The following is a 25,638-nucleotide window of genomic DNA, read 5'->3' as shown; positions in this document are numbered from 1 at the left end:
GTGTGGCCAACCGGCGCGACCTGACGCGAAACGACGCCGTCATGACGCGGCACCCAGGGGAATCACGAAGGGAACGGAGCGCGGGCGTCCCGGCGAGAACGCGGCGGGACGAGTAAAGCTCGACGGCATGGTGCGGGAGCGAGAAGTACGCGGAAAACCGGATGAACCGAAGCAAACAAAATAAACGACGCGCACGCCGCACGGTCTAATAACGACATTGCCGCGCGCGAGCGCCACGCATTATGCAGCATCGCCCGGCGTTGCGGACGCTTTCATCCGCCTTTATGCGCGGCGGTTGCCAGCACGTAAAGCGGGACTATTTTTGAGAAATTTGCGCGGCCGTGTCATCGCGCATGCGGGGATCGTCGAAAGAAGCTTGAGGCGAGCGAAAAGCCCTGGTGGGATCAGGCGTCCGTCTTGCGCTGCCTGAGTTGGATCGTGCTAGGATCGTTCGTTCTTTCGCCTGGCTTTCACGCTTGATTTCCCCCTAAAACCCGACTTCAAGACCACGTAACAATCGCTCTCATGCCGCAGTCCGCTTCTTGCCGCTCGCTTGCCACCTCGCCGCGCTTCACGCGCGGCGTGCCGGCGCGCGCGCAAGACCGCGCCAACGGCATGAGGCCCGCGCGGGCGGGCAACGCCGGGCGACACCGCATCGCGCCGCCGGCGCCGCTCGCCCTGGCGGACCTCATGGCCTTCGCGACCCAGACGTCGCCGCACGTTCCTCACGCACCGCTTCACGCCGCCCGGCGTCCGCGCTGAACCGCCTCCCTCGCCGCACCGGAGCCGTTCGGTCGGGCGCCGGGCCGATCCCACACGTCCGCTGTTTCATCGCCTCTGCTTACGCCTTATCCGTCGCCGGAAGGAGAATCGTCATGTCATCCCGAAAAATGCGCTACCTCACCGAACTCGATCTTGCACGCCTCGAAAAGAGCGCGGCCGAACCCGGCGCCGCCGCCGCGCGCCAGGCGATGCTCGACGAGTTTCTCGAACGCGCCGAGATCGTCGAGCCGCGCAACGTGGCCGCGAACATCGTCACGATGAATTCGCAAGTCACGCTCGCGAACGACCGCGGCGAAGCGCTCACCTACACCGTCGTCTATCCGCAGGGCGCGAACGTCGAAGAAGGACGCCTCAACGTGTTTTCGCCGGCGGGCCTCGCCCTGCTCGGCGCGAAGCGCGGCGACACGGTGCGCTTCACGACGCCGGGCGGCGCCGTGGAAACGCTCAAGATCGAGCGCATTCTGTTCCAGCCCGAAGCCGCCGACGACTTCTCGCTGTAAGACGGCGCCCGCGAGGCGCCTGGCACATTTCGCGCGCGCCGGCACTTGCCAGATCGTCGCAGCGCGGTGTATCGTTTGGCCTTGCTTACGCGGGGGTCCTGCGTCATGCGCCGCATCGAACGAAAGTCGTGCAGCGTATCGCGCGGGTGAGAAATACCCTTTGAACCTGATCTGGATAATGCCAGCGCAGGGAAGCGTCCGGACTTCGCACCTCATTCGCGCCTCATCCTTCAAAGCGAAGTCCGTCCACGTTCCGTCTCGTCTCCTGCTAAGCGTCGTTCCCACAATGCTTTGCATGGAGAGACCGGCATGAACGCCAATCCCAAATTCATTTCCGCCACCGCGCACGTCGACGAAGCCGCCATCGCGCCGCTGCCCAATTCGCGCAAGGTCTACGTGACGGGCTCGCGGCCCGACATCCGCGTGCCGATGCGCGAAATCACCCAGGCGGACACGCCCACGGCGTTCGGCGGCGAGAGGAATCCGCCGATCTACGTCTACGACACCTCCGGCCCGTACACCGCCCCCGAAGCGAAGATCGACATTCGCGCGGGTCTGCCCGCGCTGCGTCAGGCGTGGATCGAGCAGCGCGGCGACACCGAAGCGCTGCCGGGCCTCTCCTCCGATTACGGCCGCGAGCGCGCCGCCGATCCGGCCACCGCCGAGCTGCGCTTTCCGGGCCTGCATCGCACGCCGCGCCGCGCGAAAGGCGGCAAGAACGTCACGCAGATGCACTACGCGCGCCAGGGCATCGTCACGCCCGAGATGGAATACATTGCGATTCGCGAGAACCAGCGCCGCGCGGAATACCTCGAAAGCCTCAAGTCGAGCGGCCCCAACGGCGAAAAGCTCGCCAAGATGATGGGCCGCCAGCACGCCGGTCAGGCGTTCGGCGCGGCGGCGTTCGGCAAGGACGCGCTCAAGGAAATCACGCCCGAGTTCGTGCGCGAGGAAGTCGCGCGCGGCCGCGCGATCATTCCCGCGAACATCAATCACCCGGAGAGCGAGCCGATGATCATCGGTCGCAACTTCCTCGTGAAGATCAACGCGAACATCGGCAATTCGGCGGTGACGTCCTCCATCGGCGAGGAAGTCGACAAGATGACGTGGGCGATCCGCTGGGGCGGCGACACGGTGATGGATCTGTCGACCGGCAAGCACATTCACGAAACGCGCGAGTGGATCGTCCGCAACTCGCCGGTGCCGATCGGCACGGTGCCCATTTATCAGGCGCTCGAAAAGGTCAACGGCAAGGCCGAGGACCTCACGTGGGAAATCTTCCGCGACACGCTCATCGAGCAGGCCGAGCAAGGCGTCGATTACTTCACGATCCACGCGGGCGTGCGGCTGCAATACGTGCCGCTCACGGCCAACCGCATGACGGGCATCGTCTCGCGCGGCGGGTCGATCATGGCGAAGTGGTGCCTCGCCCATCACAAGGAATCCTTCATTTACGAGCATTTCGAAGACATCTGCGAAATCATGAAGGAATACGACGTGAGCTTCTCGCTGGGCGACGGCCTGCGTCCCGGCTCGATCTACGACGCCAACGACGAAGCGCAACTGGGCGAACTCAAGACGCTCGGCGAACTCACGCAGATCGCGTGGAAGCACGACGTGCAGGTGATGATCGAGGGCCCCGGACACGTGCCGATGCAGCTCATCAAGGAAAACATGGACCTGCAACTGGAATGGTGCGACGAAGCGCCCTTCTACACGCTCGGGCCGCTCACGACCGACATCGCGCCGGGCTACGACCACATCACGTCGGGCATTGGCGCCGCGATGATCGGCTGGTTCGGCACCGCCATGCTCTGCTACGTGACGCCGAAGGAACACCTGGGCTTGCCGAACAAGGACGACGTGAAGGAAGGCATCATCACGTACAAGCTCGCGGCGCACGCGGCCGACCTCGCCAAGGGGCATCCGGGCGCGCAGGTGCGCGACAACGCGCTCTCGAAGGCGCGCTTCGAATTCCGCTGGGAAGATCAGTTCAACATCGGCCTCGACCCGGACAAGGCGCGCGAATTCCACGACGAAACGCTGCCGAAGGATTCCGCCAAGGTCGCGCACTTCTGCTCGATGTGCGGCCCGCATTTCTGCTCGATGAAGATCACCCAGGACGTGCGCGACTTCGCCGCCAAACAAGGCATGAGCGACGACGAAGCGTTGAAAAAGGGCATGGAAGTCAAGGCCGTCGAGTTCGTCAAGCAAGGCGCCGAGATTTACCACCGCCAATGAACCCGCTGCGGCGCGGGCGCGCGTGAAACATTTTTTAACGACTCCGACAACTCGTTGACAAGCGCATACACCCGGAAACGGATCGCTTGCCTAGCATGGGTGTACTGGAGGTGCGAAGTGCGCGCGAGCGCATGACGCGCCGCACGGCGCACTGCCCATCTGTCAATCAAGGAGTCCAATAATGAAAACGCTCGCTCGCACGCGCACCTGGCGCACTTTGGTCACGGCGGCTTCGCTCGTCGCCGTGCTCGGCAGTCTTTCCGCCTGCGACAACATGTCGAGACGCGACCGCGATACGGCGATCGGCGCGGGTGTCGGCGGCGTCGCGGGCGCGGCGCTGGGCGGCAGCGCGCTTTCGACAGTCGGCGGCGCGGCCGTGGGCGGCATCATCGGCAATCAGGTCGGCAAGTAATTTCTGCCGCCATGCCGCGAACGGGCGGCGCAGCGCCCTGCAACGCCGCGCCGCCCGTTCGCACCTAGGCGCTTTCGAATCCCGACGATCCGTGTTGCAACGAGCGGCGTCGAACACGCCGCTTTGAAACAATCCGTTATTCAGTGCGTTGCCCGGCGTTAACGCGCGGCAACACAAAGCGCGTGCTTCGGGCGTAAGCTCATCCGGTTATGTCGGAGAGTTCGCCATGAAGCACTCGAAACTGCCGTTGATCGCCGCCGCAGGCGCCTTGCTTGCGCTTTCCGGCTGCTATTACTACACGCCGTACGGCTATTCGCCCTACCCGTACTACTATGGCGCGACGGTGCCGGCCGCAGGCACGCAGCAGGAAACCGCGGCCTCGCGCACCGCCAGCCCGAATCCCGCGCCCGCCGCCGTTCCGGACGCCCAGTATCCGGGGCCACTGTATCCGAATCCGCCCGTCGCGCTCGCCGTACCCGCCTGGTCGGCGTGGCCGGGCTATTACCCCGGTTATTACCCGGCTTATCCGGCCTACCCGTATGCTGCCGCGTATCCGGCCACCTACCCGGCTTACGGCTACGGCTATGGCTGGGGCGCGCCCGCCATCTCGTTCGGCTTCGGCTACTGGAGCGGCGGCGGGCACTGGGGCGGTGGCCATTGGGGTGGCGGCCACGGGGGCGGCGGCTGGCACGGCCATCGTTGAGCCTTTGCTTTTGCGGCTTCCCACGCCGCTTCACGCGCACGAGCTACGCACAAGCCACGCGCAAACCACGCGCAAACCACGCACAAGCAGCCGTCGGGCACGCCGCGAAACAGTGCCCGACCGTAGTTTCCCTCTCTTGACGCCTCGCCCACGTTTTCTATCCTCGAAAAGCGCTTCGGGGATTGAAGTACGGCCTTAATAAGCTGACGACGCGCCCCCGGCGCACGCGCTGCACCGCTGCGCCGATTCGAACCAGCACAAAGGAGACGTCATGTTCCACCAGTTGTTGACTCCCATCGGCAATTCGCTGCTGTTTTCCTTCCTCGTGGCCGTGCTACCCATCGTGACAGTGCTCGCCATGCTTGGCTGGGCGCGCCGCCCGGCGTGGCAGGCGTCGCTCGCGGGCCTCGTGGTCGGCCTGCTCGTCGCGGTGCTCGGCTGGCAGTTTCCCGTCGGCCTCGCCGTCGATTCGGTGCTCGCGGGCGCGGTGTTCGCGCTGTGGCCGGTCATGTGGATCGTCGTCACGGCCATCCTGCTCTACAACATCGCGCTGCGCTCGGGCCGCTTCGCCGCGTTTCGCATGTGGCTGCTCGACAACCTGCCGAACGACCGGCGCATTGTGCTCGTCGTGATCGGCTTTTCGTTCGGCGCGCTGTTCGAAGGCATTTCGGGCTTCGGCACGCCGATCGCCATCACCAGTTCGCTGCTCATCATGCTCGGCTTTCCCACGCTCGAGGCGCTCACCTTCACGCTGATCTTCAACACGGCGCCGGTCGCATTCGGCGCGCTGGGCGTGCCGATCACGGTGCTGGGCGCGGTCACGCACCTCCCCGCCGACCTGCTGGGCCGGATGGTCGGCCGCCAGTTGCCGTTCTTCGCGCTGCTGCTGCCGTTCTACGTGATCGCCATTTACGCGGGCGTGCGCGGCATGCTGCGTATCTGGCCGGTGCTACTGGTTTCGGGCGGCAGCTTCGCCATCACCCAGTTCGTCACGGCGAACTACATCAACTACAGCCTCACCGACGTGCTCTCGTCGCTCGTCTCGCTGATCCTCACGATCCTGTTCCTGCGTGTCTGGAAACCCGCGCCCGACACGCGCTTCGCGATCAAGGTGGACCGCGCGAGCGAGGTGCGCGGCAGCGTCTCGGGCGCGCAAGGGTGGTATCCGTGGATCATCGTCGCGGCCGTCGTCATCATCTGGACCGTGGCCAAGGTGTTCGCGATCGGCGACGTAAAAGTGCCGTGGCCCGGCCTCGACAAAGCCGTCTACATCACGCTCTACAAAACGCCCTACGGCGCGATCTGGGACTTCCAGCCGCTCGCGACCGGCACCGCGATTCTGGTGGCGGCAATCATCACCGCGTTCGTCGTGCGCCTGAAACCGGCCGACTTCGTCGCGGCCATCGGCGACACCTGGGTCCAGACGCGCATCGCCATTCTCACGGTCGCGACCATCGTCGGACTCGCGTTTCTCATGAACTACTCGGGACTCACGTACACGCTCGGGCTCGGCGTGGCCTCGGTGGGCGCGTTCTTTCCGCTGGTTTCGGCGTTCCTCGGCTGGGTCGCGGTGTTCCTCTCGGGCAGCGACACATCGGGCAACGCGCTGTTCGGCAATCTTCAGGTCGTGGCCGCGCAGCAGCTCAATCTGAACCCCGTGCTGATGGCGGCGACGAACTCGTCCGGCGGCGTGATGGGCAAGATGATCTCGCCGCAAAATATCGCGACGGGCGTTGCGACCACCGAACTCAAGGGCCAGGAAGGTCACGTGTTCGCCAAGACTTTCAAGCACTCGATCCTGATGACGGTGCTCCTCGGCATACTCGTGTGGCTACAGCAAAATGTGCTGACGTGGATGATTCCGCATTGAATTTACGCGGATGCCGCGCGCCGCGCGGACCGTACACGCAGAAAAAAGCCCGCTTGGAGCGGGCTTTTTTTGTCGATCGAGAGACCGGGACGGCGCTTACTGCACGCCTAAATGCACGCCTTAATGCACGTGTTAATGCAGTTCGTCCACCACGAGGCTCATGATCTCGCGCGCGGGACGCGACGAGTCGACCTGACCGTTGTCGTCGACGATCGCGATGCGCGTCTGGTTCTCGGTCACGGCGCGCACGTTGAGCTTGTACAGCTTCGCGACCTTTTCCTTGCGGCCGTGGAAGATCTGGTTCCAGAAGCCTTGTTCCGCCGAGGTCATGTCCTTCGGATCGACGTAACGCACGTAGTAAATGCCCTTCGAGCGATCGCGGTCGTCCACCGTGAAGTTGCCGCGGTCGAGCGCGATGCCCACCCGCACCCATGCGCGGTCGTAGGACTCGCCGAGCGTGAGTTCGGTCGACGAATACTGGCCCGAGGCGGCGTCCGTGCCCGAGCCGGAGCCGGTTTGCTGGCCCGCCGCCACGACGTTTTGCGCGGCGATGGAAGCGGCCGCGACGTCCGGGGCCTTTTTGGGATTGCCCTTCGCGTCGGCTTCCGCCGCGATCTGCGCGTCGGGCACGCCCGGCTTCGCGCGCGCGAGCGTGACCATGAGGCGCTTGAGATATTCGGCTTCGAGCGCAGGGTCGTTGGGCTTCGGCACCCACTTGCTCGAGTCGTTGTTGGTGCCCGAAAGCTGCTCGCTCAGGCCCTTCTGGCTGATGAACACGTAGGTGCCGCCCGAGGGCGACGTTTCGAGGCGCGTGCGGTACTTGTTACGCTCGGCGGTCACGTACGAATTGCCCGTGGCCCACGACAGCGTGTTGCGGATAATGCCGTCGCTGATCTTCGGATGGGTTTCGTTCCAGTCCGTTTCCATCACGCCCTTGTCGCGCTGGTCGACCACGAGCAGAAAGCCCTGTTCCTGCCAGAAGCGGCGCACCTGCGCCCACACCTGGTCGGGCGTGCGGTTGTCGACGACAAGCCAGCTTTCCGTGCCGTCGCGCTGGATGTGCATGCCCGGAAGCTGCGGCAGCACCTGGGTCTGGTCGGACGGCGGCGCGTCGGCCTGGGTCTGCTTGAGCGACGACAGCGAGGTTTCTCCGCCCTGCGGCGCGAGCGTGCGCTGGTCCGACGTTTCGTCGAGCATGTTGGGCGGCACGGCCAGCGAGGCCTGTTTCGCCTTGGCGTCACTACGGTAATCAATCTTGCCCGGCGTCGGCGAGCTGCAGCCGGCGACCAGCCCGCCCGCCATCAGGAGCGCAGCAGCGCGCGTGGCAAGACGTTGATGAAAATCACTCATGTTTCGGGTAATCCCTCGGCTACGCCACGGCCACCTTCCGTGGATCAATCAGCCATTTTACCGGGCCAGGCGCCCGCTGTGCAAAATCCGCAACAGATGAACGTTTCGCGTCATGACAGGCGGCGCCGTGCGGCCGTCCTGCCGCCATCCCGCAAGGCGCTCGTGACGCCGATGTAACGTTCGTCAACAATTAACCTGCTTTCCCGCGCTCGCTTCGCGCCATTATTTTCCCTTTTCAATCAAAACGATAGAAGGCCGGCGCGCCAAAACTCCGCTTCGCGCGGTGCCGCCATGACGGCATAGGTGGCTTGCGCCGCAGGGCCGGTGCTAATTTTTTCCGCGAAATCTCAAAAAAGCAGTTCACAACAGCAGCACCGGAGAGCGTCATGAACACTTACAGCCTCGCCAAGGCGGGCCGGGCCGTGGCTCGCGCCTGCGCGTCTTGCGGCCGCATTCACGACCAGACTCACGGCCGCGCTCGCGGCCAGGTCTGCCGCCTGGCCTGCGGCATCGCCTGCCTGAGCCTTGCCGCCGCCCCTGCCTGCGCCGCCCTCGGCGGCGCGCCCATGCTGCCCGCCGGCGCCGCCTCGCGCACGCTCGCGAACGGCGCGGCCCGCGTCGTCAGTTATGTCGACGAGGCGGGCACGAGCATCAACGAATACGTCGCGAGCGCGAACGGCACCGTCTTCGCCTACACGTGGCAAGGCCCGGCGCGGCCCAATCTGGACACGCTGCTCGGCCCCTCGGCGGCCGACTGGCGCAACGCGGCCGCCGCCCTGCGCGCCGCCGACCGCGACGACCTGCACGCCGCGCGCGTGGTGGGCGCGAGCGTAATCGTGGAAACGGGCGGCCACATGCGCGCCTACATCGGGCGCGCATGGCTGCCGCAAGCGCTGCCGGCGGGAATCGGCGAAGGGGATTTGCAATGAGCGCGCGCTTTCCGGCGATCCGGTCATTGCCCGCCGTGCTCGCGCTCTGCGCCGTGGTCGCCGCGTGCGGCGGCGGCTCGAACGCGAGCAGCGCCGGCGCGGCGACCAGCGCGGGCGGCAGCGCCGCGCCCGCGAGCGCCGCCAGTGCCGCCGGCGCAAGCGCACCCGGCGCCCCCAGCGCACCCAGCGCGGCGAGCACGGCGAGCGCGGCTTCCGCGCCGAGCGCGGCTTCGGCGCCATCCGCCGGCACGAGCGGCACGGTCACGCCGTCGACCACACCCAACGTGATGCCCGTCACCGTCGCCGCGACCCCGACCTCCACGCGCAACATGCTGATGGCGAGCGTGACCGTCTGCGTGCCGGGCACCGCGACCTGCGCAACCGTCGACAACGTGCAGGTCGACACCGGCTCGCAAGGTCTGCGTCTGTTGGCGTCCGCGCTGCCCGCCGGCTTCGCGCTGCCCGCCGTGCCGGCCGGCGCGGGCACCGATCCCGCGGGCGCGTGCGCGGCATTCGGCACCGGCTACACCTGGGGCGCCGTGCGCAGCGCCGACGTCAAGCTCGCGGGCGAGAACGCCGCCGCGCTGCCGATCCAGTTGATCGCCGATCCGGCCGTGGGCGGCGCACCCTCGGGCTGCGCGGGTCTCGGCCTCGCGATGACGAACGCGACGGCGCTGCGCTCGAACGGCATTCTCGGCGTCGGCCCATTCAGCGCCGATTGCGGCGCGGCCTGCGTCAACGCCCCGCTGCCGTCGTGGTACTACGCCTGCGGGTCGGGCGGCTGCACGCCCAGCGCGCAACCGCTCGCGCAGCAGATCAGCAATCCCGTCGCGGCGTTCGCCACCGACAACAACGGCGTGCTGATCGACCTGCCTGACGTTCCCGACGGCGGCGCCTCGGCGGTGACGGGGCAGCTCGTGTTCGGCATCGGCTCGCAGGCGAACAACGCGCTCGGCAGCGCGACCGTGCTGCGCGCCAACAGCGTGACCGGCTACGTGCGCACGATCACGTCGGACGGCGCCGTCTATTCGCGCAGCTATCTCGACAGCGGCTCGAACGCGTTCTACTTCAACAACGCGGCGCTCACGCGCTGCGGCTTCTGGTATTGCCCGAGTTCGCCGACGAACCTCGGCGCGACGATTCTCGGCATCGACAACGCGAGCGCCGCCGTGAGCTTCGCCGTCACCAGCTCGTCGACGCTGTTCGCCACCGGCAACTGGGCCTTCGACAATCTCGCGGGCTACAACGGGAGCGCGTTCGGCTGGGGGCTGCCCTTCTTCTTCGGGCGGCGCGTGTTCACGGCGATCGAGGCACAGGCCACGCCCGCCGGCAACGGGCCGTATTTCGCGTTCTGAGTTTTCGCGCCGGAAAGCCGGAAGCGCCGAAGGCCCCTTGCGGGGCCTTCGTGAGCGATGCGGCGAGCGTTCGGCAAACTGCCGGCGCGCGCGGGCTTACTCGTCGGCGTCGGGATCGGGCGTGGTGCGCGCGAGCTTGGCCGGCGTGAGCCAACGGAACGAGGCAATGCCGCCCGATTCGTCGAACGTGCATTCGGCCGCCGCCAGCGTGCGCGGCGGCTTCTTGAGGCCGAGCTTCTGGGCGAGCACGGCCACGGGCGTGGTGGGCTTCGCCTCCGGCGTCGAGCCGTTGGCCTCCGGCGCCGTGGGCACCGCCATCACGCCGGGCAGCGCCGCCGCCGCGGGCGTGGACGTGGACGTGTAGGTCGAAACATCACGACGCGCCGGCGTGCCGTAAGCGGCATCCGACGCCGGCACCGCCGCTACGGACGACGCCGCCACAACATCCGAAGCGCCCGAGGCACCCGATGCCGCCGCTGCGCCCGACGCCGCATAGGCGGCGGCCGGGTTGTCGAGGCTGCCTTCGACCACGACGCGCGCGCCGCGCCAGTTCGTAGCGCTATGCGAAACGGCGAGGTCGCCCATCGACAGATCGGCGAGCCGGTTGCGCATTTCCTCTTCGCACGCGTTGGGGTTGCGGTACTGGGCCGCGCAGCCCGCGAACAGGGTCGTGGCGGCCACGAGGGCGGCGAGGCAGGCGTTGCGTGGGTTCATCGCGGTTCCGGTTTTCAGGCTGCGGCAATTGTAGCGTAAGGGCCGGGCAATCCCTGAGCCGGCCGCAGGCGCGCGCGAATGGCCGCGCCGGCCTGCTATCATCGCCGCTGTATATCCGTACAGTGCCGCGCGTGCTTTCCGACTCTCCCGATCCGTTCTATTACCTCGCGAACTTCGAGCGCGCGCTCGCGTGGCTCGGCGCGCGCTGCGCCGATCTGTTCGACGACGCCGAGCGCCGTTTCGCCGCGACCTTCCCGTTGCTGCCGCGTTCGGCGCGCGCGCTGTTCGTGCGCATGCTGATGCGCAAAGGCCCGCATTTTCGCGCGAGCCGGCTCGATTACGCCGAGATCGGCTGCCCGCGCGCGGCGGCGGCGGCGCTCGTCGCGGCGGGCTGGCTCGACGGCGCGCCCGCGCTCGACTTCGAAACGCTCGCCGCGCTCGTGACGAAAGCGGAATTGCAGGCGCTGGCAGCGCGACTCGAACTCGCGCCCGAGGCGCACGCCGCGCGTGCCACGCGGGCCGCCACGCTCGGCGCGCTCACGGCGCACCTTTGCGGCAGCACTGCCGCGACCGGGGTGCGCGACTGGCACGCCTGGTTCCCCGCTTCGGCGGACACCGTTTGGCATTTCAAGGCGGCGCCGCTGTGCGAACGCCTGCGCCTGATGTTCTTCGGCAATCTGCGCCAGGACTGGCGCGAATTCGTGCTCGCCGATCTTGGCGTGTTCCGCTACGAAACCGTCGCTTTCGACGCCGCGTCGCGCGCGTTCCAGCATCGCGGCGACATCGACACCTGGCTCGCGTTGCGCGACTGCCGCGAGACGCTCGAAGCCGCCATCGCCGACGAAGCGCCCATCGTCCCGCCGATCGAAACCGCGCTCGCCACGCTCGACGCCCTCGCCGCGCGCACGCATGCGAATCCGTGGCTGCGCGAGCGTCATGACAAGCTGCGTCACGCCGCCGGACTCGCCGCCGAGCGCGCGCGCGAGCCCGAACTCGCGTGGCGCGCTTACGCCGGCAGCGCTCACGCCGAATCGCGCTACCGGCGCGTGCGCGTGCTCGAACAACTCGATCGGCGTGAAGAAGCCGTGGCGCTCGCGCGCGCGATTGCCGCCGCGCCCGCGAACGAGGAGGAAGCGCAGCGCGCGGCGCGCACGCTCGGGCGTCTCACGCGCGCGCGCCGCGCGGCTTCGCCCGTCGCGCCCGGCTTCGCGAACCTCGAACTCGTGCTGCCGGCCGCGCCGCACGGCGTGCGCGTGGAGGAAGCCGCGCGGCGCGCGCTCGCCACGCCCGACGCGCCCGTGTTCTATGTGGAAAACACGCTCATCAACGCTCTGTTCGGCTTGCTGTGCTGGCCCGCGCTGTTCGCGCCGCTGCCCGGCGCGTTCTTTCATCCGTTTCAGCGCGGTCCCGCCGATCTGCATGCCGCCGATTTCGCCGCGCGCCGTGCCGCGCATTTCGACGCTTGTCTCGCGGAACTCGAAAGCGGCGCGTATCGCGATTCGATCTTGCGGCGCTACGCCGAGAAAAACGGCGTTCAGGCGCCGTTCGTCGCGTGGGGCGCCTTGAACGACACGCTGCTCGCGCTGGCGCTCGATTGTTTTCCGGCCGCGCACCTGCGCCTGTGGTTCGAGCGGCTGTTGCGCGAACCGGTGGCGAACCGCAGCGGCTTGCCCGACCTCGTGCGTTTCCGGCCGATGAACCCAAGCGACGGGCAAACCGGCGAGCGGCGCTACGAACTGATCGAGGTGAAAGGCCCCGGCGACCGCTTGCAGGACAACCAGCGCCGCTGGCTGGCGTATTGCGCGGCGCACGGCATGGCCGTGACGGTGCTGCACGTGCGCTGGCCGGAGAGCGTCGAACCGCCGTCCGGTGCGGCCCTCGAAACCGGTCACGCCGGCGCGCCATGAGCTACACCGTTGCCGTGCGCACGCTTTGCGAATTCACCGCCAAACGCGGCGATCTCGACCTGCGCTTCACGCCCTCGCCCGACGCAAGCGAGGGCCGCGCGGGTCACGCCGCGATCGCCGCGCGCCGTCCGGCGGGGTACGAAACGGAAATCGCGCTGAGCGGCACCTACGGCACGCTCACGGTGCGCGGCCGCGCCGACGGCTACGATCCGGCGCGGCGGCGGCTCGAAGAGTTCAAGACCTATCGCGGCGACCTCGACGCCATGCGCGAAAACCAGCGCGCGCTGCACTGGGCGCAACTGCGCGTGTACGGCGCGCTGCTTTGCGAGAAGCTCGAACTCGATGCGCTCGAACTCGCGCTCGTGTACTACGAAATCGGCTCCGGACGCGAGACCGCCCTCGTCGAGCACGCGAGCGCCGCCGGGTTGCGCGCGAGCTTCGAGGCGCAGTGCCGCCGCTTTGTCGCGTGGGCCGCGCAGGAAAGCGCGCATCGTACCGCGCGCGATGCGGCGCTCCAGGCGTTGAGCCTGCCGCATCCCGCTTTTCGCCAGGGCCAGCGCGATCTCGCCGAAGCCGTGTGGCGCGCGGCCACGCAAGCGCGCTGCCTGCTCGCGCAAGCGCCCACGGGCATCGGCAAGACCATCGGCACGTTGTTCCCGCAACTGAAGGCGTGCCCGCGCGCCGGCATCGACAAGGTGCTGTTCCTCAGCGCGAAAAGCTCGGGACGGCAACTCGCGCTCGACGCGCTAAACACGCTCACGCGCGCGAACGCCGCGCCGGATGCGCCGCCGCTGCCGCTGCGCGTGCTCGAACTCGTCGCGCGCGACAAGGCGTGCGAGCATCCGGAAGCCGCGTGCCACGGCGAATCGTGCCCGCTCGCGCGCGGCTTTTACGACCGGCTTCCCGCCGCGCGCGAGCGCGCGCTCGAACGCGTCTGGCTCGACCGCGCGGCGCTGCGCGACGTGGCTCAAGAACATCGCGTGTGCCCGTACTATCTGGGCCAGGAACTCGCGCGCTGGAGCGACGTGATCGTCGGCGACTACAACTATTACTTCGACGTAAGCGCGATGCTGTTCATGCTGGGCGCGCACAACGCGTGGCGCGCGAGCGTGCTGGTGGACGAAGCGCACAACCTGCCCGAACGCGCGCGGGCGATGTACTCGGCCGAACTCGTGCAAACGCGCATCGACGCCATTCGCGCCAGCGCGAGCACGCCCGTCAAGCGCGCGCTCGCGCGCCTGCAAAAGCGCTGGAACGCGCAAAACGCCGTGCTGCCCGGCGCATGGCGCGCGAGCGAAACGCTGCCGGAAGGATTCGTGAACGCGCTCGGCGACGTGATCGGCACGATCGGCGATCAACTCGCGCAAGCCACGCTGGCGCGCGACGCGGAACTCGAACGCTTCTATTTCGACGCGCTGCATTTCACGCGCATCGCCGAACGCTTCGGCCCGCATTCGCTGTTCGACATCACGCCGCTGCCCGCGCAGGCGCACAAGCGCGCGCGCACGACGCTCGCGATTCGCAACATCGTTCCCGCCGAGGCGCTGCGCGCGCGCATCGCGGCCGCGCACGGCATCACGTTTTTCTCGGCGACGCTTTCGCCCACGCACTATTACGCCGATATGCTGGGGCTGCCGGCCAACACCGTGAGCGTCGACATCGGCACGCCGTTTCGCGCCGAACAACTCGAGGTGCGTGTCGCGCGCCACATTTCCACGCGCTACAAGGACCGCGAGCGCTCGCTCGATGCATTGGTCGCGCGCGTGGCGGCGCAGTATGCCGCGCGCCCCGGCAATTATCTGTGCTTCTTCAGCAGCTACGATTACTTGCAGCGAGCCGCCGGCGCGTTCGTGGCGCGGCATCCTCATGTCGACGTCTGGATGCAGTCGCGCACGATGGACGAAGCGGGCCAGCAGGCGTTCGTGGCGCGCTTCGCCGAAGACGGTTGCGGCATCGGCTTCGCGGTGCTGGGCGGCGCGTTCGGCGAGGGCATCGACTTGCCGGGCACGCGGCTCATCGGCACGTTTATCGCCACGCTCGGCATGCCGCAGGTGAACGCCGTGAACGAAGCGATGCGCGCGCGCATGGACGCGCTCTACGGTTCGGGCTTCGACTACACGTACCTGATTCCGGGGCTGCGCAAGGTCGTGCAGGCCGCGGGCCGCGTGATTCGCAGCGAGCACGACAGCGGCGTGGTGCATCTGCTCGACGACCGTTTCGGGCAGCCCGAAGTGCGCGCGCTGCTGCCTTCGTGGTGGCACATCGCCGCGGGTTGATTCCGCATCCTGATTATTTTTCGCAACGATAAAGCGGCCAGCGTACCGGCCGCTTTTCGACCGCAGAAAAAATCACGCCGGTTTCGACTTGCCCGCGCCCTTGCCGTTCTTCTTCGAAGGCGGCGGTGGCGGCGGATCGCTTTCGGCATCGTCGGCGGCAAGCTCGGGCGCGACTTCGTTCACGTCGGGCTCGTCCGCACTTCCGGCCTTGCCCGCTTTCTTCGCTTTTTTCGCGGGTTTGGCTTCCTTCACGTCGGGCGGCACGGCGATCTTGCTGATCGTCGCTTCGCCGCTCGACTTGTCATAGCCGATCTCGACCGTATCGCCCGTTTGCAGCGCGTCGCCCAGGATGGCTTTCGCGAGCCGCGTTTCCACTTCCTGACGCACCTGACGCTTGAGTTCGCGCGCGCCGAACTCGGGCTGATACCCCGATTCGACGAGATGCTCCACCAGCGCATCGCTCATCTTGAGCGTGATGCCTTGCGCGGCCGCGGTGCGCGTCACGCGTTCGAGCTGAATTCCCACGATCGAGCGGATGTTCTCGCGCGAGAGCGCATGAAACACGATGATTTCGTCGATACGATTGAGAAACTCGGGCCGGAAATGCCCCTTGAGCACCTTCATCAATTCGCCGCGCAGCGCCTTCTCGTCGAGCCGCGATTGCTCGGGCTGTTCGAGATTGTTCATGATGATCGACGCGCCCAGGTTGCTCGTGGCGATCAGTATGGTGTTGCTGAAGTCGACCACGCGGCCCTTGCCGTCGGTGAGCCGTCCATCGTCGAACACTTGCAGCAGCACGTTATAGACGTCGGCGTGCGCCTTTTCGATCTCGTCGAGCAGAATCACGCTATACGGGCGGCGCCGCACGCGCTCGGTAAGTTGGCCGCCTTCGTCGTAACCCACGTATCCCGGCGGCGCGCCGATCAGGCGCGCCACCGTGTGACGCTCCATGTACTCGCTCATGTCGATGCGAATGATCGCCTGCTCGTCGCCGAACACGGTCTCCGCCAGCGCCTTCGCGAGTTCCGTTTTGCCCACGCCCGTGGGGCCGAGAAAAAGAAACGTCGCGATAGGCCGGTTCGCCTGCCCGAGTCCCGCGCGCGAAAGCCGCACGGCGTCGCTCACGGCCGTGACCGCGTCGTCCTGGCCTACCACGCGCTCGCGCAGCGTTTGCTCCATCTTCAGCAGCTTCTGGCGCTCCTCCTGGGTGAGATCGGCCACGGGAATGCCGGTGAGCCGCGAGACCACTTCGGCTATCGAAGCGACCGTAACTTCGAGCGTTTCCGATCCGGTCTTGCGCTGCCACGCCTCGGTGAGTTCGTCGAGCTTCGCCTGCTTCTCGTTGATGCGCGCCTCGAAACCCTTCGCTTCGTCGAAGCGCTTGCGCGAGGACGCATAGTCCTGCTCGCGCTTGAGCTGCGCCATCTCCGCTTCGAGTTCCTGAATCTCGGCGGGCCGCGACGTGGCGCCGATCCGCACGCGCGCCGCCGCCTGGTCGATGAGGTCGATCGCCTTGTCGGGCAAGAAGCGCGACGTGATGTAGCGATCCGACAATTCGGCGGCGGCCACGAACGCGTCGTCGGCGAACGTCACCTGATGATGCGCTTCCAGTTTGTCGCGCAGGCCGCGCAGGATCACGATGGTCTGCTCGACCGTCGGCTCGGGCACGAGCACGGGCTGAAAGCGCCGCTCCAGCGCCGCGTCTTTCTCGATGTACTTCTGGTATTCGTTGAGCGTGGTCGCGCCGATCAGGCTCAGCTCGCCGCGCGCGAGCGCGGGCTTGAGCACGTTCGCGATGTCGAGGCCGCCTTCGCCGCCGCCCTGCCCCGCGCCCACGATCGTGTGCAACTCGTCGATGAAGAGAATCAGCTCGTCGTGCCGCGCGGTCACTTCGTCGATCAACTGCTTCGCGCGCTCCTCGAATTCGCCGCGATACTTCGCGCCCGCGACCATCGAGTTGATGTTGACTTCGACGAGTCGCTTGCCGCGCAGCACCTCGGGCACGTCGCCGTTGACGATGCGCTGCGCGAGCCCTTCGACGATAGCCGTCTTGCCCACGCCCGGCTCGCCGATCAGCACGGGATTATTTTTCTTGCGGCGCGCGAGCACTTCGATCGTGCTTTCGATTTCCTGCGCCCGGCCGAGCACCGGATCGAGCTTGCCCTGGCGCGCCATGGCCGTGAGATCGCGCCCGAACTTGTCGAGCGTGGGCGTGCCCGTGGGCGCGTCCACGCGGCCGTCCTCCGCCCCCTTGCCCACCACTTTCACGACTTTCTGGCGCAGCGCCTCGGGCGTTACGCCGTACTTCTTGAGCAGGCCGCCCGCGATGCTGTCCGGCACGGAAGCAAGGCCGATCAGCAAATGCTCGGGCCCGACATAGGAATGGCCAAGATCGCGCGAGGCCTGAAACGCGAACTGAAACGCTTTCTTCAGACGCGGCGAAATCGTCATCCTGTCGATGGGCGCGTCCGGCGAAGCGCTGCCTTTGCCGGCGTGCTGGTCGATATAGCCGCGAATGTCCTGCGGCGAAAGTTTCAATTCTTTCAGGAGTGCTGCGCAAACGTCGGTGTCGGCGAGCACATACAGCAGATGTTCGGTGTCGAGTTCGGTGCGCTGCAATTCATGGGCTTTTTCGGCGGCGCGCTGCAAAATTTCCAGTGTTTGCTCGCTGAAAGCATCGGTGGCGTCGACCGATTCGCGCGGCACTTCGGCGGCGAGGCCGGCGGTGTCGTCGCCTTCGCCGGCGCCGTTGCCGCCCGAGCCATTGCCGAAGAAGCGCGACAACCCGCCGCCGCCGAGCAGCGAGTCGAACGGGTTGAGCATGCTTTGGTGACGCATCAACTGGCGGTAGTCGTAGTCGCAGATCGACATCGACCTGCGCTGGCCGTTTTGCACGACAGTCACGCGTGCGACTGCGGGACGGGCGTTACAGATTTCGCAGAGGGTGGGCATGATCGGCTCATCTCCGAAACGGGAGCGCGCGCGGAACCGGCACGGCGATGCGTCATGGGCTGCATGCTTGCCGGTGGCGCGCGCTCGGCGCAACGCTGCGGTTGCGCGGCTACGCAACATGAAACGAAAAGCGGCGGCGCGTGCGGGTTCGACGCACGGCGATGCATTGCTGCGAGAGGCTGTGAGCACACGCGGGGCCGCGGCGATATGACGAAAGCCCGCACGGGCGGCACGTGTTTCGCGTCGTTCGCGAACGACTTGCCCTGCACGGGTGAAACGATTGTGGCAGGAATCGTTCGCGAACGCATCATGCGTGCGCGGCTTTCCTGTTTGGCGCGCGAGCGCAATCGTCCGAAGAAAAAGGGCGGGACGCGCCTTGCGTCCCGCCCTCGAAGTGCGCGAATCACGCGCGAGGAGACCACTCTGAAGGTGACGTTGCGCGACTCGCACCATGAAACACGATGCGATTTGAGCGCGCTCGTTTGCCGCTCGTTTGCCGCTCGTTTGCCGCTCGTTTGCCGCTCGTTTGCAATCCTCAGCGTCGGTTCGAACCCGATACCACGTCGATCCAGACGGCCAGCACGAGAATCCCGCCCTTCACGATCATTTGCCAGTAGGCGTCGACGTCGAGCATCGACATGCCGTTGTCGAGACTCGCCATCACGAGCGCGCCGATCAATGCGCCATACACCGTGCCCGAACCGCCGCGCATGGAGGTGCCGCCGATAAAGCATGCGGCAATTGCGTCGAGTTCGCCCATCGTGCCCGCCGAAGGGGAGCCCGCCGCCAGACGCGCCGTGTTGACGATGCCGGCGAACGCGCACATCAGTCCCATCAGCGCGAAGATCGCGAGCTTCACGCGATTCGTGTTGACGCCCGAAAGACGCGTGGCTTCCAGATTCGAACCCACCGCATAAATGCGCCGCCCGAATACCGTTTGCGTGGCAATCCACGTAAACATGCCAAGCAGGGCAAGCAGCAGGAGTACGGGCACGGGAATGCCGCCGTAACTGTCGAGCGTCAACACGAATGCGAGCAGGATCGCGCCCGCGCCGACGATCTTCGCGCCGTCCTGCCACAGCGGCACGACGCTCAGTTGATAGCGCCGCCGGCTCGCGCGTTGGCGCACCGTCAATATCGTCAGGATAACGAACAGAACGAGCGCGAGTATGTCGCCCGCGACGCGCGGCAAATAACCCTGGCCGAGGAATACGAAACGGTCGGAAACCGGCGCAATGGTCGAGCCGCCCGTGATGCCGAGCAGCACGCCGCGAAACGCGAGCATGCCGCCCAGTCCGACGATGAACGACGGCACGCGCCGGTAAGTGGACCACCAGCCGTTGAACAGGCCCACCAGCACGCCCAGCACGAGCACGGCCGGCACCGTCACGCCGATGGGCCAGCCGCGATTGACGTCGAGTATCGCGGCCACGCCGCCGAGCAGGCCGAGCAGCGAGCCGACGGAAAGGTCGATTTCGCCCGCGATAATGACGAACACCATGCCGCACGCGAGCATGCCCGTGATCGACATCTGCCGCAACAGGTTCGACACGTTGCGCGGCGTCACGAACGCGCCATGCGTGAGCGCCGAAAAGAACACCCAGATTGCCGCCACCGCGAGCAGCAGGGCGAGAATCTTGTAGCGCGCGAACAATTGCTGGAAACGCAGCGCGTTGCCGCTGCCCGGCTGCGCCAGTTCGGCGCGTTGAGTCGAGACATCAGGGGTCATGCTGCACTCGCTGGTTCGGGTTGAACGTGCGCACGCTGGATGGCTGCGCCGAGAATATGTTCCTGCGTGAGACCGTCGTTGACGAAGTCGCCGCGCAATTCGCCCTCGCCGATCACGAGCACGCGGTCGCTGACGCCCAGCACTTCGGGCAACTCCGACGACACCATGACGATCGCCACGCCGCGCTTCGCGAGTTCGAACATGAGCTTGTAGATTTCGTATTTGGCGCCCACGTCCACGCCGCGCGTCGGCTCGTCGAGAATCAGCACCTTCGGGTTCGTGAGCAGCATCTTCGTGAGTACGGCCTTCTGCTGGTTGCCGCCCGACAGGCTCGCGATCGACAGCATGGGATTTGCCGCGCGCACGGAAAGGCGCTGCATTTCGGTGCGAATGGTGTCGAGTTCCGCGGCGGTGTCGATACGCCCATGCTTCGCGAAACGGCCGAGCACGGAAAGCGTGATGTTATGACCCACGCCCAGTTGCGGCACGATGCCGTGACGCTTGCGGTCCTCGGGCACCATGGCGATGCCGGCCGCGATCGCGTCGAGCGGCGAGCGAATCCTGAGTTGCCTGCCCTCCAGCAGCACGGTGGCCGAACATGCGCCCGCGTAGGCGCCGAAGATGGCCTGCATCGTCTCCGTGCGGCCCGCGCCCACGAGTCCCGCCACGCCCACGATCTCGCCGCGCCGCACCGCGAACGACACGTCGCTCACGCGCTTGCGCCGCGGATTCGCGACGTCGTAGCACGTCACGTTGCGGGCTTCGAACACCACTTCGCCGATCTCATGCGGCTCGCGCGGAAAGAGATTCTTGATCTCGCGCCCGACCATCATGGCGATGATGCGATCCGTGTCGAGCGCCGATCGCGGCTGCGTGGCGACGTGCCGGCCGTCGCGTATCACGGTGACCGTATCGCACACCGCTTCCACCTCGTCGAGCTTGTGCGAGATGTAGACGCAGGCCACGCCGCGCCGCTTCAGATCGCGCACGATGTCGAGCAGGATCTTCGTTTCGGCGGCCGTAAGCGACGACGACGGTTCGTCGAGAATCAGCAGCTTCGCGCGCTTGTTGAGCGCCTTCGCGATCTCGATCAGTTGTTGATGACCGCCGCCGTAGTTCATGACCGGCTGCGCCACGTTGATCGCATGGATGTTCAGCTCGCGCAGCAGTTCGTCGGCGCGCCGATACATCGCCGCGTAGTTCATGCGGCCGCCGGGTAACGTGATTTCGTTGCCGAGAAAGATGTTTTCGGCAACGGAAAGCTCGGGCACCAGCATCAATTCCTGGTGGATGATGACGATGCCCGCGCGCTCCGTGTCGCGCACGCTCTGCGCTTCGAGCGGCGCGCCTTCCCAGCGGATTTCGCCACTCCACGTGCCATGGGGATACACGCCGGAAAGCACCTTCATGAGCGTCGATTTCCCGGCGCCGTTCTCGCCGCACAGGCCCACGCATTCGCCGGGCCGCACCGAAAGGTCGATACCGTCGAGCGCTTTCACGCCCGCAAAGGATTTGACGATGCCGTGCATCGTCAGCAAGGGTTCGGTCATACGCTGTCGACTCGCCAAAGGTCCGCGCGCGCTCGCGCACGGACTGGTTCACGATGACGTCACTGGCTCGCCAGTTGCGCCTGCGTATAGAAGCCGTCCTTCACGACGACATCCACATTGCTCTTGGTGAGCAGCGTAGGCTGGAGCAGCACGGTGTCGACCTTCTTCTTGCCGTTGTCGTACTGCGCGTTGTACGCGGGCTTCTGGCCTTTCGCGAGATCGACGGCAAGCTTCGCGGCCGAACTCGCGATGAGCTTGAGCGGCTTGTAGACCGTCATGGTCTGCGTGCCCGCCACCACGCGCTTGACCGCCGCGAGATCGGCGTCCTGCCCCGACACCGGCACCTTGCCCGCAAGATGCTGCGCGGCAAGCGCCTGAATGGCGCCGCCTGCCGTGCCGTCGTTGGAAGCGACAATCGCGTCGATCTTGTTGTTGTTCGCGGTCAGTGCGTCCTCCGTGATGCGCAACGCCGTCGACGCGCTCCATTCCGGCACCCATTGCTGGCCGACCACCTTGATATCGCCTCGGTCGATGGCGGGCTTCAGCACCTTCAGTTGTCCTGCGCGAAGCATCTTGGCGTTGTTGTCGGTCGGCGCGCCGCCCAACAGAAAATAATTGCCCTTGGGCTGAACGTTGAATACGCCTTGCGCCTGCAATTCGCCGACCTTCTCGTTGTCGAACGAAACATAGGCGTCCACATCGGCGTCGAGAATCAGGCGGTCGTAGGACACCACCTTGATGCCCGCCTTTTTCGCTTCCGCCACCACGTTGCCGAGCGTTTTCGAGTTGAACGGCACGATCACGATCACATCCACGCCGCGCGAGATGAGATTCTCGATCTGCGAAATCTGGCGTTCCTCGCTCGCGTCCGCCGACTGCACCGAAACCTTGGCGCCCATTTTTTCGGCGGCGGCGACGAAATAATCGCGGTCGCGCGACCAGCGCTCCACGCGCAGATCGTCGATGCAAAAACCGATCTCGGGATGGTCCTTGCTCGCGTGCGCGAGCGGCGCGGCCAGCGTCAAGCTCGCGAGCACGGCGCTGCATACGAGCGAACCCAGAATCGAACGTCGTTTGGCGAATTGCATGTCTCCACTCCTCTTGTGGCCGGCAACCGGACACGCGCGAGTGCGTGTCGGTCGCGGACTATGGTTGCGTGATGATACGAAGTCGTTTTGCCACGCTTCGGTGTTCCGTCTTTGCGCGGATAAACGGTAGGACTGCCAACCAACTGCGCTGCGGCATCGGCAGCGCCGTTTTCTTGACCCGCGCCTGTCGATCAGGCGCCGGTTGCAAAAACCGGTTCGAGCGCGCGATACAGCGCGCGGAAAGTCGGGCGCCGCGCGTCGCGATACCAGGCATGGCGCGTTGCGTCGGGTTCGCGAATCGCCAGCACGGGCGGTTGCGGACACACGTCGTCGAGCGCCGCGCCGGGCTCGACGGCCAGATGCGCGAGCCGGGCCGCGCCGAGCGCCGGCCCCACTTCGCCGCCCGCGCGCAAGGTAAGCGCGCGGCCGCTGATATCGGCCAGCATCTGCGTCCACCAGGCGCTGCGCGAGCCGCCGCCGATCACGGTGATGGTGTTGGGCACGAGGCCCGCCGCGTGCAGGGCGTCGATGCCGTCGAGCAGCGCGAAGCCCACGCCTTCGAGCGTCGCGTTGGCCAGATCCGCGCGCGAGGTTTGCGGCGTCATGCCGTAGAACACGCCCTTCGCGTTCACGTTGTTGTGCGGCGTGCGCTCGCCCGAGAGATACGGCAGGAACCACGGGCGCCGCGAGTCGAGGTCGGCGCTGGACTGCGCTTCGGCGTCGGCGAGCATGGCGGCGACGCTTTCGTAGTGCGTGAGCCGCGCGGTGAAGTCGAGGCAACTCGCCGCGTTGAGCATCACCGACATCAAATGCCACGTGTTCGGCAACGCATGGCAAAAGCTGTGTACGGCCGAATCGGGGTTCGCGAGAAAGCCGTCGGACACCGCGAAATACACGCCGGAAGTGCCGAGCGAAAGCATTGCATCGCCGGGGCGCACGATGCCCACGCCTACCGCGCCCGCCGCGTTGTCGCCGCCGCCTGCCACCACCGGAATCTCGCGCAGGCCGAATTGCCGCGCCACTTCGGGCCGCAACGTACCCGTGACCTGATTGCCTTCGAACACGTCGGACATTTGCGCGCGCGACAGTCCGCACGCGGCCAGCAGCGTGTCGCCATAGTCGCGCTTCGCGATGTCGAGCCACAACGTGCCGGCGGCGTCCGAAGGGTCGGTGGCGAACACGCCCGTGAGCAACCAGCGCACATAGTCTTTCGGCAACAACACGTGGGCAATGCGAGCGAAGATTTCCGGCTCGTGCTTGCGCACCCACAACAGCTTGGGCGCGGTGAAGCCCGGCATCGCCAGATTGCCCGCTATGGCATGCAACTCCGGAACGTCGCGCTCCAGCTCGATACATTCGGAGTCCGAACGACCGTCGTTCCAGAGAATCGCGGGACGCAGCGCTTCGCCTTGCGCGTCGAGCAAGGTCGCGCCGTGCATCTGGCCCGAGAGACCGATCGCTTCGATGCGCGCGCTGTCGATGCCGCGCGAGCGCGCCTCGTCGATCAGCGCGCGCAGGGCCGTTTGTGTCGCGAGCCACCAGTCTTGCGGGGCCTGCTCGGACCAGCGCGGCTGCGGACGGCTCACGCTGAGCGGCGCGCTCGCGCTGCCGAGCACGTCGCCCGCGCGGTCGAGCAGCACCGCCTTCACGCCCGAGGTGCCGAGGTCGATACCGATGAACATGTTTGCGCCCTTCTTCTTCGCTCGCCGCGTGACCGCGTTACGCCGGCCGTTGACCGAAAATCGCCTGATTCACGACGTTTTCGAGCCGCTCCTGCTGGCCGCTCACGTGCTGCGGATTCACGCCGTGCGCCACCGCGTCGACGGCGAGCGACGAAAGCGAGTAGCCGCCCGCGAGAATCTTGCGGCCGAACTCGGTGTCCCAGCCCGCGTAACGCTGTTGGCGGAATTGCTCGAGCCGGTCGTTTTCGACCAGCACGGCCGCGCGTTCGAGCGCGAGCGCCAGCACGTCGATGGCCCCCACGTGGCCGTAGAACAGATCTTCCGGGTCGATGCTTTGCCGGCGCACCTTGGCGTCGAAGTTCATGCCGCCCGTCGTGAAGCCGCCGTGGCGCAGGATTTCGTAGAAAGCGAGCGTGAGTTCTTCGACGCTGTTCGGAAACTGGTCGGTGTCCCAGCCGTTCTGCGGGTCGCCGCGATTGGCATCGACGCTGCCGAACACGCCCAGCGCGAATGCCGTGGCGATCTCGTGATGGAACGAGTGCCCCGCGAGCGTTGCGTGATTCGCCTCGATATTCACGCGAATTTCGTTCTCGAGTCCGTACTGTGTGAGAAAGCCATGCACGGTGGCCACATCGTAGTCGTATTGATGCTTGGTCGGCTCCTGCGGTTTCGGCTCGATCAGCAATGCGCCCTTGAAACCGCTGCGATGCTTGTGCTCGACCACCATCGTCAGAAAGCGTGCGAATTGATCGCGTTCCCGCTTGAGGTCGGTATTGAGCAGCGTGTCGTAGCCTTCGCGCCCGCCCCATAGCACGTAATTGTCGCCGCCGAGCTTGTGCGTGGCGTCGAGCGCGTGACACACCTGAGTGGCCGCATAGGCGAATATCTCGGGATTCGGGCTCGTTGCCGCGCCGCCCGCATAGCGCGGATGCGAGAACAGATTCGCCGTGCCCCAAAGCAGCTTCACGCCGCTGGCCTGCTGGCGCTCGCCGAGATAATCGACCATGCGCGCGAAGTTTTCCGTGTAGTCCTTGAGGTCCTTGCCTTCGGGCGCGACGTCGGTGTCGTGGAACGTATAGTAAGGTGTCCCGAGTTTCGTGAAGAACTCGAACGCGGCATCGGCCTTCTGGCGTGCGCGTTCCATCGCGTCGCCCGGCTGCTGCCACGGCCGGTGGAACGTGCCCTGCCCGAAGATGTCGACGCCGGGCCACACGAACGAATGCCAATAGCAAACGGCAATGCGCAGATGCTCCTCGAGCGTCTTGCCGAGCACTTTTTTCGTGCGGTCATAGTGATGGTACGCAAGCGGGTTATCCGACTGCGGGCCTTCATAGCGAATAGCGGGAATCTGGTCGAAATACGACATGGCGTCTCCTGTGTCGGCTCGCGTTGGCGCGGCGACGGTTAGGCTCATGCAACGCGGCTTGCGATCGGACGCGACGGGTGCGGTCGATTGCAATCGTGTTGCGGCGCAGCGGGATGCGCCCGGCCTGGTGACGCCATACTGCCCGCGAGCCGCGCAGCCCGGCAATTGCGAAATTGCGCGACGGCTTTAATGTTTCCTGCCGAGCGCGAGCGAGGCGCGCGCGCAAGGCCG

At 66.3% G+C, this 25,638-nt stretch carries 17 protein-coding genes and 1 riboswitch; of the genes, 9 read left to right on the top strand and 8 right to left on the bottom strand.

Going from position 1 to position 25,638, the window contains the following annotated elements:
* The first annotated feature begins 875 nt into the window (after nt 1–875).
* The 5 genes from U5805_RS26760 to U5805_RS26740 all read left to right on the top strand — a co-directional run bounded on the left by U5805_RS26760 (nt 876) and on the right by U5805_RS26740 (nt 6,509).
* Nucleotides 876–1,283: a GreA/GreB family elongation factor gene (locus tag U5805_RS26760; protein WP_322106524.1), complete on the top strand. Its 408-nt coding sequence runs from the start codon at nt 876–878 to the stop codon at nt 1,281–1,283.
* Between the two features lie 81 nt (nt 1,284–1,364).
* Nucleotides 1,365–1,494: riboswitch (TPP riboswitch) on the top strand.
* 98 nt (nt 1,495–1,592) lie between these two features.
* On the top strand, nt 1,593–3,524 hold the full coding sequence (gene thiC / locus U5805_RS26755) for a phosphomethylpyrimidine synthase ThiC (protein WP_322106523.1): 1,932 nt from the start codon (nt 1,593–1,595) through the stop codon (nt 3,522–3,524).
* A gap of 181 nt (nt 3,525–3,705) precedes the next feature.
* The gene (locus U5805_RS26750) at nt 3,706–3,936 is read left to right on the top strand and encodes a glycine zipper 2TM domain-containing protein (RefSeq protein ID WP_322106522.1); all 231 of its coding nucleotides are present in this window, start codon (nt 3,706–3,708) and stop codon (nt 3,934–3,936) included.
* Between the two features lie 226 nt (nt 3,937–4,162).
* Complete coding sequence (locus tag U5805_RS26745) at nt 4,163–4,639, top strand: hypothetical protein (RefSeq protein ID WP_322106521.1); 477 nt, start codon at nt 4,163–4,165, stop codon at nt 4,637–4,639.
* 271 nt (nt 4,640–4,910) lie between these two features.
* On the top strand, nt 4,911–6,509 hold the full coding sequence (locus U5805_RS26740) for an L-lactate permease (protein ID WP_322106520.1): 1,599 nt from the start codon (nt 4,911–4,913) through the stop codon (nt 6,507–6,509).
* 132 nt (nt 6,510–6,641) lie between these two features.
* Here U5805_RS26740 and bamC read toward each other — a convergent pair whose 3' ends face one another.
* Nucleotides 6,642–7,859, bottom strand: a complete 1,218-nt coding sequence (gene bamC / locus U5805_RS26735; RefSeq protein ID WP_322106519.1) for an outer membrane protein assembly factor BamC — start codon at nt 7,857–7,859, stop codon at nt 6,642–6,644.
* Nucleotides 7,860–8,245: 386 nt separating this feature from the next.
* Between bamC and U5805_RS26730 the strand changes: the two genes are divergently transcribed.
* Both U5805_RS26730 and U5805_RS26725 read left to right on the top strand, forming a co-directional pair.
* Nucleotides 8,246–8,788, top strand: coding sequence for a DUF2844 domain-containing protein (locus U5805_RS26730; RefSeq protein ID WP_322106518.1), 543 nt, complete (start codon nt 8,246–8,248; stop codon nt 8,786–8,788).
* Entirely contained in the window at nt 8,785–10,143 is a 1,359-nt protein-coding gene (locus U5805_RS26725) for a DUF3443 domain-containing protein (RefSeq protein ID WP_322106517.1), read from the top strand. The genes U5805_RS26730 and U5805_RS26725 overlap by 4 nt, the downstream gene beginning before the upstream one ends.
* Before the next feature lie 96 nt (nt 10,144–10,239).
* Here the strand turns inward: U5805_RS26725 and U5805_RS26720 are convergent, their stop codons facing one another.
* Complete coding sequence (locus tag U5805_RS26720) at nt 10,240–10,857, bottom strand: hypothetical protein (RefSeq protein WP_322106516.1); 618 nt, start codon at nt 10,855–10,857, stop codon at nt 10,240–10,242.
* Between the two features lie 131 nt (nt 10,858–10,988).
* Between U5805_RS26720 and U5805_RS26715 the strand changes: the two genes are divergently transcribed.
* Both U5805_RS26715 and U5805_RS26710 read left to right on the top strand, forming a co-directional pair.
* A complete protein-coding gene (locus tag U5805_RS26715; protein WP_322106515.1) occupies nt 10,989–12,764 on the top strand; it encodes a VRR-NUC domain-containing protein in 1,776 nt (591 codons plus the stop codon).
* Nucleotides 12,761–15,040: an ATP-dependent DNA helicase gene (locus tag U5805_RS26710; protein ID WP_322106514.1), complete on the top strand. Its 2,280-nt coding sequence runs from the start codon at nt 12,761–12,763 to the stop codon at nt 15,038–15,040. Before U5805_RS26715 ends, U5805_RS26710 begins: the two co-directional genes overlap by 4 nt.
* Nucleotides 15,041–15,112: 72 nt before the next feature.
* Here the strand turns inward: U5805_RS26710 and U5805_RS26705 are convergent, their stop codons facing one another.
* From U5805_RS26705 to xylA, 6 genes are all read right to left on the bottom strand, one after another.
* On the bottom strand, nt 15,113–17,992 hold the full coding sequence (locus U5805_RS26705; RefSeq protein ID WP_322106513.1) for an ATP-dependent Clp protease ATP-binding subunit: 2,880 nt from the start codon (nt 17,990–17,992) through the stop codon (nt 15,113–15,115).
* Between the two features lie 535 nt (nt 17,993–18,527).
* Nucleotides 18,528–19,721, bottom strand: coding sequence for a sugar ABC transporter permease (locus U5805_RS26700; protein WP_322106512.1), 1,194 nt, complete (start codon nt 19,719–19,721; stop codon nt 18,528–18,530).
* Nucleotides 19,718–21,259 (bottom strand): D-xylose ABC transporter ATP-binding protein, encoded by a 1,542-nt coding sequence (gene xylG, locus U5805_RS26695; RefSeq protein ID WP_415914673.1) that lies wholly within the window; start codon nt 21,257–21,259, stop codon nt 19,718–19,720. The genes U5805_RS26700 and xylG overlap by 4 nt, the downstream gene beginning before the upstream one ends.
* Nucleotides 21,260–21,330: 71 nt before the next feature.
* Entirely contained in the window at nt 21,331–22,359 is a 1,029-nt protein-coding gene (xylF, locus tag U5805_RS26690) for a D-xylose ABC transporter substrate-binding protein (protein WP_322106510.1), read from the bottom strand.
* Between the two features lie 191 nt (nt 22,360–22,550).
* Nucleotides 22,551–24,041, bottom strand: a complete 1,491-nt coding sequence (xylB, locus tag U5805_RS26685) for a xylulokinase (RefSeq protein ID WP_322106509.1) — start codon at nt 24,039–24,041, stop codon at nt 22,551–22,553.
* A 37-nt stretch (nt 24,042–24,078) separates the two neighbouring features.
* The gene (gene xylA, locus U5805_RS26680) at nt 24,079–25,407 is read right to left on the bottom strand and encodes a xylose isomerase (protein ID WP_322106508.1); all 1,329 of its coding nucleotides are present in this window, start codon (nt 25,405–25,407) and stop codon (nt 24,079–24,081) included.
* Nucleotides 25,408–25,638: the final 231 nt, after the last annotated feature.

Source organism: Paraburkholderia sp. J41, assembly GCF_905220235.1.
Taxonomy (GTDB): domain Bacteria; phylum Pseudomonadota; class Gammaproteobacteria; order Burkholderiales; family Burkholderiaceae; genus Paraburkholderia.
Note: the sequence above shows the minus strand (reverse complement) of the source record. Positions and strands in the feature narration are given on the sequence as shown.

Bases quoted from the DNA above. Each gene is read 5' to 3' on its own strand.
- U5805_RS26760 (WP_322106524.1), top strand. From the start codon at position 876: ATGTCATCCCGAAAAATGCGCTACCTCACCGAACTCGATCTTGCACGC.
- thiC (WP_322106523.1), top strand. From the start codon at position 1,593: ATGAACGCCAATCCCAAATTCATTTCCGCCACCGCGCACGTCGACGAA.
- U5805_RS26750 (WP_322106522.1), top strand. From the start codon at position 3,706: ATGAAAACGCTCGCTCGCACGCGCACCTGGCGCACTTTGGTCACGGCG.
- U5805_RS26745 (WP_322106521.1), top strand. From the start codon at position 4,163: ATGAAGCACTCGAAACTGCCGTTGATCGCCGCCGCAGGCGCCTTGCTT.
- U5805_RS26740 (WP_322106520.1), top strand. From the start codon at position 4,911: ATGTTCCACCAGTTGTTGACTCCCATCGGCAATTCGCTGCTGTTTTCC.
- bamC (WP_322106519.1), bottom strand. From the start codon at position 7,859: ATGAGTGATTTTCATCAACGTCTTGCCACGCGCGCTGCTGCGCTCCTG.
- U5805_RS26730 (WP_322106518.1), top strand. From the start codon at position 8,246: ATGAACACTTACAGCCTCGCCAAGGCGGGCCGGGCCGTGGCTCGCGCC.
- U5805_RS26725 (WP_322106517.1), top strand. From the start codon at position 8,785: ATGAGCGCGCGCTTTCCGGCGATCCGGTCATTGCCCGCCGTGCTCGCG.
- U5805_RS26720 (WP_322106516.1), bottom strand. From the start codon at position 10,857: ATGAACCCACGCAACGCCTGCCTCGCCGCCCTCGTGGCCGCCACGACC.
- U5805_RS26710 (WP_322106514.1), top strand. From the start codon at position 12,761: ATGAGCTACACCGTTGCCGTGCGCACGCTTTGCGAATTCACCGCCAAA.
- U5805_RS26705 (WP_322106513.1), bottom strand. From the start codon at position 17,992: ATGCCCACCCTCTGCGAAATCTGTAACGCCCGTCCCGCAGTCGCACGC.
- U5805_RS26700 (WP_322106512.1), bottom strand. From the start codon at position 19,721: ATGACCCCTGATGTCTCGACTCAACGCGCCGAACTGGCGCAGCCGGGC.
- xylF (WP_322106510.1), bottom strand. From the start codon at position 22,359: ATGCAATTCGCCAAACGACGTTCGATTCTGGGTTCGCTCGTATGCAGC.
- xylB (WP_322106509.1), bottom strand. From the start codon at position 24,041: ATGTTCATCGGTATCGACCTCGGCACCTCGGGCGTGAAGGCGGTGCTG.
- xylA (WP_322106508.1), bottom strand. From the start codon at position 25,407: ATGTCGTATTTCGACCAGATTCCCGCTATTCGCTATGAAGGCCCGCAG.